At 69.8% G+C, this 13,336-nt stretch carries 10 protein-coding genes; 1 reads left to right on the forward strand and 9 read right to left on the reverse strand.

Going from position 1 to position 13,336, the window contains the following annotated elements; genetic code table 11:
• Nucleotides 1-354: 354 nt before the first annotated feature.
• The 6 genes from ITJ61_RS15480 to ITJ61_RS15505 all read right to left on the reverse strand — a co-directional run bounded on the left by ITJ61_RS15480 (nucleotide 355) and on the right by ITJ61_RS15505 (nucleotide 9,277).
• Nucleotides 355-756 (reverse strand): VOC family protein, encoded by a 402-nt coding sequence (locus ITJ61_RS15480; RefSeq protein WP_104240563.1) that lies wholly within the window; start codon nucleotides 754-756, stop codon nucleotides 355-357.
• A 702-nt stretch (nucleotides 757-1,458) separates the two neighbouring features.
• Nucleotides 1,459-4,509 carry an alpha-mannosidase gene (locus ITJ61_RS15485; protein WP_194686783.1) on the reverse strand — a complete coding sequence of 1,017 codons (3,051 nt, stop codon included), beginning with the start codon at nucleotides 4,507-4,509 and terminating at the stop codon, nucleotides 1,459-1,461.
• Between the two features lie 42 nt (nucleotides 4,510-4,551).
• On the reverse strand, nucleotides 4,552-5,382 hold the full coding sequence (locus tag ITJ61_RS15490) for a carbohydrate ABC transporter permease (RefSeq protein ID WP_194686949.1): 831 nt from the start codon (nucleotides 5,380-5,382) through the stop codon (nucleotides 4,552-4,554).
• An 89-nt stretch (nucleotides 5,383-5,471) separates the two neighbouring features.
• On the reverse strand, nucleotides 5,472-6,416 hold the full coding sequence (locus ITJ61_RS15495; protein ID WP_194686784.1) for a carbohydrate ABC transporter permease: 945 nt from the start codon (nucleotides 6,414-6,416) through the stop codon (nucleotides 5,472-5,474).
• Nucleotides 6,416-7,777, reverse strand: a complete 1,362-nt coding sequence (locus ITJ61_RS15500; RefSeq protein WP_104240566.1) for an extracellular solute-binding protein — start codon at nucleotides 7,775-7,777, stop codon at nucleotides 6,416-6,418. The genes ITJ61_RS15495 and ITJ61_RS15500 overlap by 1 nt, the downstream gene beginning before the upstream one ends.
• A 264-nt stretch (nucleotides 7,778-8,041) precedes the next feature.
• The gene (locus tag ITJ61_RS15505; protein ID WP_194686785.1) at nucleotides 8,042-9,277 is read right to left on the reverse strand and encodes an ROK family transcriptional regulator; all 1,236 of its coding nucleotides are present in this window, start codon (nucleotides 9,275-9,277) and stop codon (nucleotides 8,042-8,044) included.
• 235 nt (nucleotides 9,278-9,512) lie between these two features.
• Here ITJ61_RS15505 and ITJ61_RS15510 point away from each other — a divergent pair, with 235 nt between their 5' ends.
• On the forward strand, nucleotides 9,513-10,175 hold the full coding sequence (locus ITJ61_RS15510) for a carbonic anhydrase (protein WP_104240568.1): 663 nt from the start codon (nucleotides 9,513-9,515) through the stop codon (nucleotides 10,173-10,175).
• 294 nt (nucleotides 10,176-10,469) lie between these two features.
• On the opposite strand, the gene ITJ61_RS15515 is transcribed toward ITJ61_RS15510, so the two are convergent.
• The 3 genes from ITJ61_RS15515 to ITJ61_RS15525 form a co-directional block, all read right to left on the reverse strand.
• Nucleotides 10,470-11,474, reverse strand: coding sequence for a zinc-binding metallopeptidase family protein (locus ITJ61_RS15515; RefSeq protein ID WP_194686786.1), 1,005 nt, complete (start codon nucleotides 11,472-11,474; stop codon nucleotides 10,470-10,472).
• A 127-nt stretch (nucleotides 11,475-11,601) separates the two neighbouring features.
• Nucleotides 11,602-12,303: an RraA family protein gene (locus tag ITJ61_RS15520; RefSeq protein ID WP_194686787.1), complete on the reverse strand. Its 702-nt coding sequence runs from the start codon at nucleotides 12,301-12,303 to the stop codon at nucleotides 11,602-11,604.
• On the reverse strand, nucleotides 12,300-13,289 hold the full coding sequence (locus tag ITJ61_RS15525; protein ID WP_194686788.1) for a hydroxyacid dehydrogenase: 990 nt from the start codon (nucleotides 13,287-13,289) through the stop codon (nucleotides 12,300-12,302). Before ITJ61_RS15525 ends, ITJ61_RS15520 begins: the two co-directional genes overlap by 4 nt.
• Between the last annotated feature and the right edge of the window lie 47 nt (nucleotides 13,290-13,336).

Genomic DNA, 13,336 nt, shown 5'->3' on the forward strand with positions numbered 1-13,336 from the left:
GGTGCCCGGCGCGCGGTGGTGCAGGAGGTGTGCAGGGTTGTGGCTGGGTGCGGTTGCGGAGCTCCCAAGGAGCGTTTCGCCACAACTTTGGGGGCGGCGCGGGGTGAGCCAGCCTCGGTGTGCGGTCGGGCGCGCGTTGCGCGGGCGAGTGCGTGTCCCCGCGCGCAGGGTTGTGGCTTGGTGCGGTTGCGGTGCTTGCGAGGAGCGTTTCCCCACAACTCTGCGGTGGTGCCCGGCGCGCAGTGGTGCAGGAGGTGTGCAGGGTTGTGGCTGGGTGCGGTTGCGGTGCTCAGCAGGTGCACCGAGCCACAACTCTCTGCGGGGGAGCTGTCGCCTCAGGCGCTAGCGCGGCACCTACTTCGAGACGAAGAACTCCAGCGCGATCTGGTCGGGGTCCTTGAAGCTCAGCGCGTAGCCATACGCCGCCTCGACGATGCCGCTGTGTTCGATACCGTGCTCGCTCAGGTGGCTTGCCCACGCCTCGAGCTCATCGCGGCTCTCGACGGTGAGCCCGATGTGATCGAGTCCCGGCGAGAACGGCGAGAACCCTCCGCCACTCGCCCCGTCGGTGCCGCCGTCGTGCTGCGTGAGTCCGAGGTTCGTGCCGCCCGGCAGCGCGAACAGCTTGCGGTGCAGCGATTCGTCGTCGATCTCGGTCGCCGGGGCGAAGCCGAAGACCTGCTCGTAGAAGGCGACGCTCGTCTCGAGGTCGCGGACGGTCACCGCGAGGTGATGGATGTTCGTGAAGGTGGGCATCGTCGCTCATTCCTGCGCGCGTCGGGGCTGCGCGCTCCGCCATCCATCTAACGCCGGTCCCGCTGGGAAGAACCGGGATGCTGCGGGCTCCGAGCGGCACGGGAATCCGAGCGGCCGGCTTTGACGGCAGCGGTGTGGCCAAGTGCGGTTGCGGTGCTTCGCGAGCGCACTTACCCACAACCTTGGCGCCGGGACAGCGAGCGAGGGGCCGCGAAGGAGGCTGCGAGGGAGGGGCTGAGAGAGACTGAGCGGGAGAGCTCGAGGGGCGAGAAGCCGGGAGCCGATCGGCAGGGGGCCCGAGAAGCCGGGAGCCGATCGGCAGGGCCCCGAGACGCCGGGAGCCGATCGGCAGGGCCCCGAGATGCCGGGAGCCCGAGCGGAGGGTCCCGAGCGGCACGGGAATCCGAGCGGCCGGCTTTGGCGGCAGCGGTGTGGCCAAGTGCGGTTGCGGTGCTTCGCGAGCGCACTTACCCACAACCTTGGCGCCGGGACAGTGCGGGAGCGCGAAAGGAAGCGAGAGGAAGGCCGACAGCGCGAGAGAGCCCGAGGAGCGCGGGGGCGCCCGCAGACGCAGGCGCCCGCAGACGCAGATGCCCGCAGACACAGCTGTGGCGAACCGGCACCCAGGAGTCCGCGGGTGCGGTTCGCCACAGCGTCCGACCGGGCAGGCAGCGCAGTCTGCCCGCCCGGTCTCCCCAGTTGTCAGCGCAGCGCCGACACCCCACGGAAGCGGAGCGTGACCAGCTGGAACGGGCGCACCGACAGGGCCAGGGCCCCCTCGGCATCCACGATCGCCGTCTGGTCGACGTCACGTTCGAGCAGGTCGGTCTCAGCGACCGACTCGAACGCGAACCCGGGCGTCACCGTCGCCCGAGCCTTCGCACCGCGAGCCTCATACAGGCGGACGACGACGTCGCCGCTCTGGTCCTCCGCCAGCTTCACGGCCTCCACCACGACGGCCGGGTCGTCGACCGTCAGCAGCGGCTCGATCGCAGCGGCTCCGGTCACGGCGCGCGGTGCGACGTTGAGCCGGTAGCCCTCGGCGGCCGCGTCCAGCACATCCGCACCCACTCGCACCGAGGTGCGGAGCACGTGCCGGCCCTGGTCGGCGTGCGGGTCCGGGAAGGTGGGAGCGCGCAGCAGCGACTCCCGCACGAGGGTGGTCGTGCCACCGGATTCGCGGGTCGTGCGGGTCACGTCGTGCCCGTACGTCGAGTCATTCGCGACGGCGACCCCGTAGCCGGTCTCCCCGACGTGCACCCAACGGTGTGCGCTCGTCTCGAACCGTGCGACGTCCCACGACGTGTTGCGGTGGATGGGGCGGTTGACGTGCCCGAACTGGATCTCGGACGACGACCGCTCCGCGTGCACATCCAGCGGGAACGCCAGCTTGAGGAGCTTCTGGCGCTCGTGCCAGTCGACATCCGTCGTCAGGTCGAGCGTCGGACGCCCGGCGCCCAGCGACAGCTCCTGCACGAAGGTGCTCGAGCCGTGCGAGCGCGACACACGCACGACGACCCGGTCCGCGTCCTCCGAGACGACCTCGATCGAGTCGACCGAGCGGATCGGGCGGCCGTGGCGCTGGTAGTGCACGTCGATGTCCCACGCATCCCATTGGGCTGGGGTGTCGCGGTAGATCCACAGCTCGGCGGCGCGCTCGCCGGCCGGAACCAGCTCGCGATCCGCGGCGACGTCGAAGAGCGACGACACGAGACCGTCCGCGTCGATCGTCACGCGCACCAGCGAGTTGTCGAGCACCAGGGTGTCACCGGAGCGCGTGAGCGTCACCGGGCCACCGTGCGGGGCGGCACCCGAGGCGGCACCGGATGCGCCACCACCGAGCGCGGGCACGCCATCCACCGCGTACGGTCCGGCGTTCGCGAGCAGCGCCGTCTCTCCGGCGCCCGTCAGCGAGCCGAGCGCCGACGAGATGAGCGTCTCGAGCTCGCCCGCGACCCGCTCGTAGTGCTCCTCGGCGACCTGGTGCACCCAGGCGATGGAGGAGCCGGGAAGGATGTCGTGGAACTGCTGCAGGAGCACCGTCTGCCAGGCCGACTCGAGCTCCGCGTACGGGTACGCGGCGCCCGTGCGGATCGCCGCCGCACTCGCCCACAGCTCCGCCTCGCGCAGCAGGTGCTCGCTGCGGCGGTTGCCGCGCTTCGTGCGCGCCTGCGACGTGTAGGTGCCACGGTGGAACTCGAGGTAGATCTCGCCGGACCAGACGGGCGGCTGCTCGAGCTCGGCCTCGGCCTGCTCGAAGAACGCCTGCGGGCTCGTCATCTCGACCGTCGGCGAGCCTTCGAGGTCGCGGGTGCGCTCCGCGGCCGCGATCATCTCGCGGGTCGGGCCTCCGCCGCCGTTGCCGTAGCCGAACGGCACGAGGGAGGAGTTGGCTTCGCCCTTCTCCTTGTAGTCGCGCTGCGCCTTGTGCAGCTCCTCCTGCGAGAGCACCGAGTTGTAGGTGGCGACGGGCGGGAAGTGCGTGAACACCTGCGAGCCGTCGATGCCCTCCCAGTTGAAGGTGTGGTGCGGCATGACGTTCGTCTCGTTCCACGACGGCTTCTGCGTGAGGAAGTACTTCGAGCCGGCGGCCTTGACGATCTGGGGGAGCGCGGCCGAGTAGCCGAAGGAGTCGGGCAGCCACACCTCGGGCGGCTCGATGCCGAACTCGCGGATGAAGAAGCCCTTGCCCGCCACGAACTGGCGGGCCATGGCCTCGCCGCCCGGCAGGTTCGTGTCCGACTCCACCCACATGCCGCCGACGGGCACGAAGCGCCCCTCGAGGACTCGCACCTTGATGCGCTCGAACAGGTCCGGGTAGTGCTCCTTCATCCACGCGAACTGCTGCGCCGACGAGCAGGCGAACAGGAAGTCGTCGTTCTCGTCCATGAGCGAGAGCACGTTGGAGAAGGTGCGCGCGCACTTGCGGATCGTCTCGCGCACCGGCCACAGCCAGGCCGAGTCGATGTGCGCGTGGCCGACGGCGACCACGTGGTGGGCGCTCGCGTAGGCGGGGGAGGCGAGCAGGGGAGCGAGCACCTCGCGGCCGGCCTTCGCCGTGCCGGAGATGTCGTCGGGGTCGAGGGTGTCGATGAGGCGCTCGAGCCCGCGGAGGATCTCCGCACGCCTTGGCGTCTCCTCGCCGAGCTCGCGCCACAGACCGTCGAGGGTCCACACGTCCTGCGCCAGCTCCCACACGGGCACGTCGCGCAGACCGATGTCGAGCACCCGGGTGCGGTAGATGGGGGCGTCGCCGGAGGTGGCGAGGTCGCCCATGGGGGTGGGCGCGTAGACCGACTCGCCCTGCACGTCCGGGTTCGACGCCGCCTCGATGTAGAGGTCGATGCTGTCGCCTGGGCCGATCTTCAGCGGCACCGCCGTGTTGCGGGGCTCGATGGCCTTCAGGATGTGGCCTTGGGGGGTCCAGACGAGGCCCTCGGCCTGGAAGCCGGGGTGGCCGCTCACGAAGCCGAGGTCGACGAGCACCTCGACGCGTGCATCCGTCATCTCCCAGTCGGCTGGGACGGTGCCGGTGATGTGGAACCACGTGGTTCCCCATGGCCGGCTCCACTCGTCACCGACACGGAAGGGCGTGAACTGCTGGGTGACCGCCTCGGCGAACGGCACGGGCTCGCCCGGAACGTCCCAGGAGGTGACGGTGAGCTGTTCGCGCTCGCGGTAGATGGCGGGGGTGAGTCGTTCGGACACGAACCGGCGGATGCGGAGGTCGACGAACTGCGTGGGATCAGGCATGGAGCGCCTTTCTGCGTTGAAGGAGACGTTGGAAGTCGTGGATCAGCCCTTGACGGCGCCGGCGAGCGCGAACGAGCCGCCGCCGAGGCGGGACACGAGCACGTACAACGCCAGGACCGGCAGGGAGTAGAGGAGCGAGAACGCGGCGAGCTGGCCGTAGGCGACCGCGCCGTACTGGCCGAAGAACGAGAAGATGCTCACCGCGGCGGGCAGCTTGTCGGGGCTCAGCAGCAGGATGAAGGGGATGAAGAAGTTCCCCCACGTCTGGATGAACACGAAGATGAACACGACGGCGATGCCGGGGCGCATGAGTGGTACGACGATGAGCCGCAGGGTCGCCATGGCCGAGGCGCCGTCCGTCCAGGCCGCCTCCTCGAGGGAGACGGGCACCGAGTCCATGAAGTTCTTCATCATCCAGATCGCCATGGGCAGCGAGGTCGCGGCGAGGAACAGGATGGTGCCGAACATGTTGTCGATGAGGTTGAACGCCACGAACAGGGCGTAGACGGGCACCATCATCGCGGTGATCGGCAGGCAGGTCCCGAACAGCACCCCGTACAGGAACGGCTTGTTGATGCGCGACTTGTAGCGGGAGAGCGGATACGCGGCGAGGATCGCTGCGAGCACCGTGACGATCGCGCATCCGCCGGACAGCACGAGGCTGTTCCAGAGCGGGATGAGGGAGATCTCCGGGGTGAGGACGGCGAGGAAGTTGTCGAGCGACGGGGCTTCGGGCCACTTCACGGACAGGGTCGCGGTCGAGTCGAACGACGCCAGGAGGAGCCAGACGAGGGGGAGCAGGAAGATGATGCCGATGACGCTGAGCACGATGTTCGCGAACCAGCGCATCGCGCGACCCCGAGGGGCCGCCATGCTCGTCTCGACGTGGTGGCTGCCCGTCGCGATGGACCTGGTCGTGACGGCGGGGTCAGCCGCGGCCACGGACGTGTTGGTTGACATGATCAGTCCACCTCCGGTTTGAGCGCCCTGATGTAGGCGACCGAGAACAGCGCGCCGACAAGCAGCAGCATGGTGGCGATGGCGGTGCCGAAGCCGAGCTGGCCGAAGCGGAACGCCTCCTGGTAGGCGAGCAGCGGCAGGGTCGTGCTGTCGGTGCCCGGTCCGCCGTTGGTCATCACGAAGATGAGCGCGAAGACCGAGAGCGTCTGCAGGGTCGTGAGCATGAGGTTCGTCGAGATGCTGCGGCGGATCATGGGCAGCGTGATGAGCGTGAAGCGCTGCCAGCCTCTCGCGCCGTCGACCTCGGCCGCCTCGGTGATCTCCGGTGGGACGTCGTTGAGGGCCGCCCGGTAGACGAGCATCGAGAAGGCGGTGCCGCGCCACGTGTTGGCGAGGATCACGCTCAGCAGTGGCAGCGTGTAGAGCCAGTTGGGGCCGGTGATGCCGATCGCGGCGAGCATCGTGTTGAGCGTGCCCGCGTCGCTGAAGAACGCGTAGGCCGCGAACGCGGCGACGATCTCCGGCAGCACCCAGGCGGTCACGACGATGGTGCTCACGGTGCTGCGCACGAACTTGTTCGACGACTGCATGAGCACGGCGAGGCCGAGACCGAGCACGTTCTGCCCCAGGATCGCGGAGGCGACGAGGAAGACGAGCGTGATGAGCACGGACTTCGGGAAGTCGGGGCTCGCGAAGAGGTCGAGGTAGTTCTGGAACCCGACGAACTCCGCGCTCGAGGCGCCGACGCCGCTCAGCGTGGAGTTGGTGAACGAGCCGTAGAACGACGAGATGACGGGCCCGAGGAGGAAGACGGCGAGGAGGCCGACCGCTGGGATCAGCGGCACGCCGCGGGTGACCCGCTGCAGCGCCTTCCGCTTCCTGGGGGCGGGCCGCCCCGTCTCGGGAGCGCGGGGCGCTCCCGAGACGGGGGAGAGGGTGGCGGTCATCAGCTCGACGCCGACGTCGTGTTCTCTTCGCCGACGATGCCGATGACGGCCTTGTCGTAGGCGGCGGCGGCTTCCTCTGGTGTCTGCTGACCCGTCATGACGGCTTCCATGGCGACCGTGATCGCGGCGGAGACCTGCGAGTAGTCGGAGTTCGCTGGGCGGAAGTTCGTGTCGGGCACGAGGTCCGCGAAGAAGCCGAACGTCGGGTTGGCGTCCGTGTACTCGGGGGCTTCGGCGACGTCGGTGCGCACCGGCACCTGGCTTGCTGCCACGTCGTAGCTCAGCGCGTTCTCCTGGTTGAGGGCGAGGCTGATGAAGTCCCAGGCCGCGTCCGGGTTCTTGGTCCCGGCGCCCATGGCGAGGGTCCATCCACCGGACATGCTCGTGACGCCCGGGTCCTGGCCGTCCTGCGTCGGCATCGGCGTGACCTGCATGACGTCCGACCATTCCGGCCACGGCTTCGAGCCGGAGTCGAGCCAGGTGCCGCTCACCCAGGAGCCGTCGAGGCTCATCGCGAGCTGCCCGTTCGGGATCCATTCGGTGTTGATGCTGGTGCCGACGTTCTTGTCGAGCGCCTCCTGCGGGGTCGGTCCGAGGCCGCCCTGGTAGATGTCGCCGACGAAGGAGAGCGAGTCGATGAAGCCCTGCGAGCCCGTGACCCACTTCTGCTCGTCGGTGTTGAAGAGCTCGTCCTCGGTGCCGGTGAGGAGCATCTGGAAGCCCTGCATCGAGGCGCCTTCTGACATGGCCTTGCCCGAGTAGATGTTGAAGGGGCGGATGTTGGGGTCGTGTGCCTTCACGGCTTCCGCGGCCGCGATGATGTCGTCCCAGGTCTTCGGCTCCCACGGCACCTGCACGCCGGCGGCCTTCAGGATGTCCTGGTTGTACCAGAGGGCGCGCGTGTCGGTGCCCATCGGGATGCCGTACACCTTGCCGTCGTCGCCGAGTCCGGCCTGGCGGGCGTTCTCGGGGAACTGCTCCCAGTCGGCCCAGTTCGCGACGTAGTCGTCGAGCGGGGCGAGGTAGCCGGCCTCGACGTCGGTCTTGACCATGAACGTGTCCTCGTACATGACGTCCGGCGCGGTGGCGGGGGAGCGGTTCATGAGGGCGAGCTTCGCGAAGTAGTCGGCTTCCTGCGCCTCGATCGGGATGAGCTCGACGGTCATTCCCTCGTTGGCCGCTTCGTACTCGGCCTTGACCTTCTGCATGTGGTCGTCCATCTGGGTGAACTGCCCGAACTTCTGGTAGGCGACCTTGATGGTGTTCGAGTCGCCTCCGCCCGAGTCGCCGCCCGCGCAGGCGGACAGTGCGAGCACAGAGGCGGCGGCGAGTGCCACGACCCCGAGTGTGCGATTTTTCATGGTGCTCCCTTGCTCCACGACCGTTCTCCGTGCGGCTCGACATCGGTGTCGCGCCTTCGGCCTGCCATAAGTAAACCGATTGGACTAACTCATGTCAAGAGCTTCTTGCCACCACGCGGCGGCCGGGGCTGGGAGCGTTCACGGCAGGGTTGCCGGCAGGCTGGCGGCAGGCTGACCGCACGGACGACGGCACGGATGAACGGCCTCGGGGCGTGCGGCCGGTGCGTGAGCTGAACGTGCGAGCTGAGAGCGACCCGGCAGCCCTTAGCGCGAGATCAGGAGCGCCGACGTGTGGGGCGCGAGGGTCTGGTCGAGCACGAGGCAGCCGGCGCCGACGGCGGCGACGTCCTCGCCGATCGTGGAGTTCGGGACGAAGATCGGGTGGTGGGGGATGAGGGCCGCGTCAGCGTTGACGAGCTCCTCGATGCGCGAGCGCAGCGCTGGCTCGATGCGGCGCCAGAACGGCCCGCCGCAGACGACGGTGTCGATGTCGAGCAGGTTGATGAGGCTCACGAGGGCGCGCGCGATCTGCGTCGCCGCGGCCTCGATGACCTCCATCGAGCGGGGCTCGCCGCGGACGGCGGCCGCCGCGAACTCCGTGAAGAGCCGGTCGACCTCGTCGAAGTCGGACCGGTCGACGCTCTCCTCGCCCGGGAGTGCGCCGATGCGGATGGCGTGCTTCACGAGGCGGTGCGGGACGACGAGCTCGCCGACGCAGCCGCGGCGACCGCACGAGCAGACGGGGCCATCCGCCTGCACCATGATGTGTCCGAGGTCGCCGGCGTTGTCGCTCGCGCCGCGGAGCACCTCGTGGTTGACGACGAGACCGATGCCGATGCCGGTGCCGTAGTAGAGGAACGCGAAGTTGTCGCGGCGGGGGCCGGAGTCGAGCCAGAGCTCGGCGACGGCCGCAGCGGTGACGTCCTTCTCGAGCACCACGGGGAAGCCGGTGGCCTCGCTGAGGGCGTCGCGCAGCGGCACCGACTCCCAGCCGTCGAGCATGGGCGGGTCGAGCACCACGCCGCGCGCCGAGTCGAGCGGGCCGGGGGCCGCGATGCCAACGCCGAGCACCCGGTCGCGGGGGATCCCGGCTCGCCCGAGGATCGCGGCGATCTCCCTCGTCATGTCGGCGATGACGACGCCGGGGTCCGGCTCGGTGGGGGTGCGCGTGCGGTGGTCGACGACGACGGCGCCCGCGAGGTCGAGGACCGCGTAGGTGATGACGGTCGGGTCGAGGTGCACGCCGACGGCGTAGCGGCTCGTCGCGTCGAGGCGCAGCCTGGTGCGGGGTTTGCCCGGCCCGGTGATGAGGCGCTCGCCCTCCCGGACGAGGCCCCCGTCGATGAGGCGGCGGGTGACGTTCGACACGGTCTGGGCCGAGAGGCCGCTGGCCTGGGCGACCTCGACGCGGCTCACCCCGTCCGGGGCCCGGCGGATGAAGTCGAGGATGACGGCCTGGTTGTAGTCGCCGACGGCCAGCAGGTTGTGTCCTCGTCGCATGCGCCACCTCCCATCAACCCTGATCTTGGGAACTGACGTTCTCACATTTTCCGGGCGGCCGCGGACGTTCGCGGTCGAATCCGCTGCGGCGCGTCGACTCCGGGCGTCCCAGTCGGCGCAGAGGGATGGCTCGGGGGTGAGTACGCTTGGACGGCGCCGCACCCTCGAACGGGGCACGCGCATCCGGCACCGGATGCGCGTCGGCAGTCACAGGTTTCAGCACGAAGGAGCAACGATGACGGCAGCAAGAGTCACTCCCCAGGAAGCGTGGGACGACCTCGTCCAGGGCAACGAGCGCTTCATCAAGGGCGACCTCCTCCACCCCCAGCAGAGCGCGGCGCGCCGCACCGAGATCTCGGGCAGCCAGGCACCGAACGCCGCGTTCCTCGGCTGCTCCGACTCGCGTGTCGCCGCCGAGATCCTCTTCGACTGCGGCCTCGGTGACCTCTTCGTCGCCCGCAACATGGGGCAGATCGCGAACGAGAACACGACCGCGACCATGGAGTTCGCCGTCGCCGAGCTCGGCGTGGCCCTCATCGTGGTGCTCGCGCACGGCTCCTGCGGCGCGGTGAAGGCCGCCATCAACCAGACCACGGCGCACCCGCGCGACGTGACGCCCGCCATCAAGGACGAGCTCGCGCGCATCCAGCCCTCCGTGCAGGAGGAGTGGTTCACGAGCGACCAGTCGACCCCGTACGTCGACGAGGCGCAGATCGACGTGGAAGCCGTCGGCCGCCGCCACCTGTACTCGACCATCAACTCGCTCGTGCGCAGCTCGCGTGTCATCAGCGACGCCGTCGCGAGCGGCGCGCTGAGCATCGTCGGCTGCCAGTACGAGCTGTCCGACGGTCGCGTCGCCCCCGTGACCGCGATCGGCCAGCTCGCCATCACCCGCTGAGCGCCGCGTAGCTGCGCCGACACGACTCGGCGCTTACATCGAGGTGCGCCGAAGTGCCTCGATGAGCGCCGAGGAGCGCCGGTGAGACCGTCCGGGCCTCCGTTCGTCGCGCTCGCGAGGACACGGACCTGCTCGGCAGGGGCTTCGAAGGCCCGCCCGCTCGCCGCGATCGTCGCCGAATAGGTCGCTTTCACCCCGTAACGGCCGCTGAAATGGGGTGAAAGTGACCCATTCGGCGGTGGCGGTGGCGGTGGCGGTGGTGGCGGCGGCGTCGTCGGCTGCGGGGCGGATGCGTCAGTCGGCCGAGCCCGAGGTGCTCGCGGGGTCGCGCAGCGAGTGCACGAACGCGAGCTTCTCGATGACCTTGTCCGGCAGGACGAACGGGTAGAGGTCGCGCTGCCCGAGCGAGCGGTTGACGACGTTCATGGCGGTCGCGAACGGCATCCAGCTGTCGACGACCACGTCGCGGGCGGACGCGCCCGCCTCCGGCGCGGGCAGCAGCTCGAACGCGACGGCAGTCTCGAGGGTGTCCTGGATGTGCAGGTAGTGCGCCCAGGTCTCCGCGAAATCCTCGTACGGGTGCATCGTCGCGTAGCTGCTGAGGTAGTCGCTGCGCCAGTTCTCCGGCGGGCCCTCCTCGTAGTGGCGGTCGATCTCGGCCTGGTAGTCGGCGCGCTCGTCGCCGAACAGCTCCCTGGCCTCGTCGATGCGGGACGTCTGCTCGACGAGCTGCCACTCGTAGTAGTGGCCGCTCTCGTGGCGGAAGTGCCCCAGCATGGTGCGGTACGGCTCGGCGAGGCGCTGCCGGACCTGCTCGCGGTAGCTGTCGTCGCCCTCCGCGAGGTCGATCGTGATGACGCCGTTGGCGTGGCCGATCGTGACGCTCTCCGACACGCTCGACAGCAGGTCGAAGACGGGCGTCTGGCCGACCGTGGCGGGCTCGCCGCTCTCCTTGGGGCGCGTCGCGAACCCGAGGCGCGTGAGGTCGCGTACCAGGTGCCGCTTCGACTCCTCCGCGATCGGGAAGAGGCGCAGGCCCTTCGCGTCGGCGTCGCTGGGGCGGGTGCGCGTGAGCTGGCAGCTCTCGCAGAGCCCGCCGGCCTGCGCGGTCAACCACGTGCATCCGGCGAGCTCGGCGTTGCTGCACCGCCGCAGGCCGGCATCCGTCGCGGATGTGCCCCCTTCGACGAGCACGTCGTCGAGGCTGAGCACGTAGCCGAGCTTGGACGAGCATCGCTCGCAGGACACCGAGTCGAAGAAGACCTCGTTCTCGCACACATCACAGTCGAACCGTCGCACGGGGGGAGCCTCTCTTCTGCCGCGGCTCAGGAGTGCCGCGGCGACCGACGGATCACTGTACGCGGGCGCACATGGGAGGCCGCGGCGCTTGACAAGCCCCCTGCGGGGCGGTCGGCGGGGCACCGGGTCAGACGGGGAGCCCCTTCTGTCGGAGGAGCGCGTTGAACCGCTCGGGGTCTGAGGTGCCCTCCTCGTTGTGCTTGCGGATGCGGGCCTCCCGCTCCAGGTGCCGACGCGCGTCGTGCAGGAGCGACTCCGTCCGCTGCGCCGGGACGGCGAGTACCCCATCGAGGTCGCCGAGGATGAGGTCGCCTGGGTTCACGACGAGGCCGGCTATCGAGACGGGCACGTTGATCTGGCCGGGGCCGTCCTTCGTGGGGCCGCGGTGCGTGTGCCCGAGCGCGTAGGCGGGCATGCCGCCTTCCCGCCACTCTGCGACGTCGCGCAGGGCTCCGTCGAGGACGAAGCCGCCGAGGCCCTTCGCGAGCGCTGTCGTGCGGATGAGCCCGCCGATGACCGCCTGGCTGAGGTCGCCGCCGCCCTCGATCACGATGACATCGCCGGGGTGGGCATCCATCATGGCCTTGTGGATCATGAGGTTGTCGCCCGGTCGGATCTTGACGGTCACGGCCTGCCCCGAGAGCGGGGCGTCGCCGTGGTAAGCGGTGAGGCCGAGCGCTCCCACGGAGCGTCCGAGGCAGTCGCCGGCGACGGCGACCGGGATGGCGCGGAACGCGTCGATCAGCGCAGTCGGCAGCTCTGCCGCGCGCTCGCCGATGAAGTAGCCGGTCGGCCAGGCGGGTGCTTCGGTGGGGTCCTGCTGGGTCATGCGGTGCTCCGTTCGGCCGAGAGGGTGGAGGGGTTCGCGCAGGAGCGCGCGTCCAGGCTGGCGCCATCGAGGTAGCCGAGGACGTTGCGGGCGGCCGCCAGCGCCATCGCCTCGAGTGCTGCAGGGGTCGACCCGCCGACGTGCGGCGTGATGACGACGTTCGGGCAGGCGAGCAGCGGGTTGTCCTGCTCGATGGGCTCAGACCAGGTGGTGTCGAGGCCCGCGGCGAAGAGCCGTCCGCTGCGGAGCGCGTCGACGAGGGCTGGCTCGTCGACGATCTCGCCCCGCGCCGTGTTCAGCACGATGGCGTCTGCCGGCAGCAGGGCGAGCTGGGCGGCCCCGATGAGGCCGCGCGTGCGCTCATTGAGTGGCACATGGAGGCTCAGCACGTCAGCCTGGCCGAGCAGTTCCTCGAGGGTGCCGACCATCGTGAGCTCGGGGATGGGGGCGTCGAGGCTGAGCCCGGGATCGAAGGCCAGCACTCGCATGCCGGTCGCCGCCGCGGTGCGGGCGACCCGCTGCCCGATCTGTCCTGCCCCGACGAGGCCAAGCGTTGCGCCGGCCAGCTGCCGCCCATCCTGCGCTCGACTCCAGCGGCCCTGCCGGATCTCCGCGTCCATCCAGGACACTCTGCGGGCGGCGGTGAACATGAGCGCGATCGTGAGCTCGGCGACGGACTGGGCGTTCGCCCCCGGTGTGGTGAGCACCGGGATGCCGCGCCGAGTCGCGGCTTCGACGTCGATGTTGCCGACGCCGACGCCGTGCTTCGTGATGACTCGAAGCGACGGGCACGACTCGATCGCCTCGGCCGACAGCTCGACGGTGCGGGAGATCACGGCGTCGACCGCTTCGCGCGCCAGGATCTCCTCGACCTCAGCGCGCCCGCCACCTTCCGGCAGGTAGATCACCCTCCTGCCGGACTCGGCGAGGGCACGCACCCCCGACTCGCCGAGGCGAGGGGCCGTCACGAACACCGTTGCGCTCATCGCACCGTCTCCTTCGTCGGTTCACAGTCCTGCTCGAGGTCCTGCTC

The organism is Pseudoclavibacter sp. VKM Ac-2888, assembly GCF_015351285.1.
In the GTDB taxonomy this organism is placed as follows: domain Bacteria; phylum Actinomycetota; class Actinomycetes; order Actinomycetales; family Microbacteriaceae; genus Pseudoclavibacter.

Bases quoted from the DNA above. Each gene is read 5' to 3' on its own strand.
- ITJ61_RS15480 (WP_104240563.1), bottom strand. From the start codon at position 756: ATGCCCACCTTCACGAACATCCATCACCTCGCGGTGACCGTCCGCGAC.
- ITJ61_RS15485 (WP_194686783.1), bottom strand. From the start codon at position 4,509: ATGCCTGATCCCACGCAGTTCGTCGACCTCCGCATCCGCCGGTTCGTG.
- ITJ61_RS15490 (WP_194686949.1), bottom strand. From the start codon at position 5,382: ATGGCGGCCCCTCGGGGTCGCGCGATGCGCTGGTTCGCGAACATCGTG.
- ITJ61_RS15495 (WP_194686784.1), bottom strand. From the start codon at position 6,416: ATGACCGCCACCCTCTCCCCCGTCTCGGGAGCGCCCCGCGCTCCCGAG.
- ITJ61_RS15500 (WP_104240566.1), bottom strand. From the start codon at position 7,777: ATGAAAAATCGCACACTCGGGGTCGTGGCACTCGCCGCCGCCTCTGTG.
- ITJ61_RS15505 (WP_194686785.1), bottom strand. From the start codon at position 9,277: ATGCGACGAGGACACAACCTGCTGGCCGTCGGCGACTACAACCAGGCC.
- ITJ61_RS15510 (WP_104240568.1), top strand. From the start codon at position 9,513: ATGACGGCAGCAAGAGTCACTCCCCAGGAAGCGTGGGACGACCTCGTC.
- ITJ61_RS15520 (WP_194686787.1), bottom strand. From the start codon at position 12,303: ATGACCCAGCAGGACCCCACCGAAGCACCCGCCTGGCCGACCGGCTAC.
- ITJ61_RS15525 (WP_194686788.1), bottom strand. From the start codon at position 13,289: ATGAGCGCAACGGTGTTCGTGACGGCCCCTCGCCTCGGCGAGTCGGGG.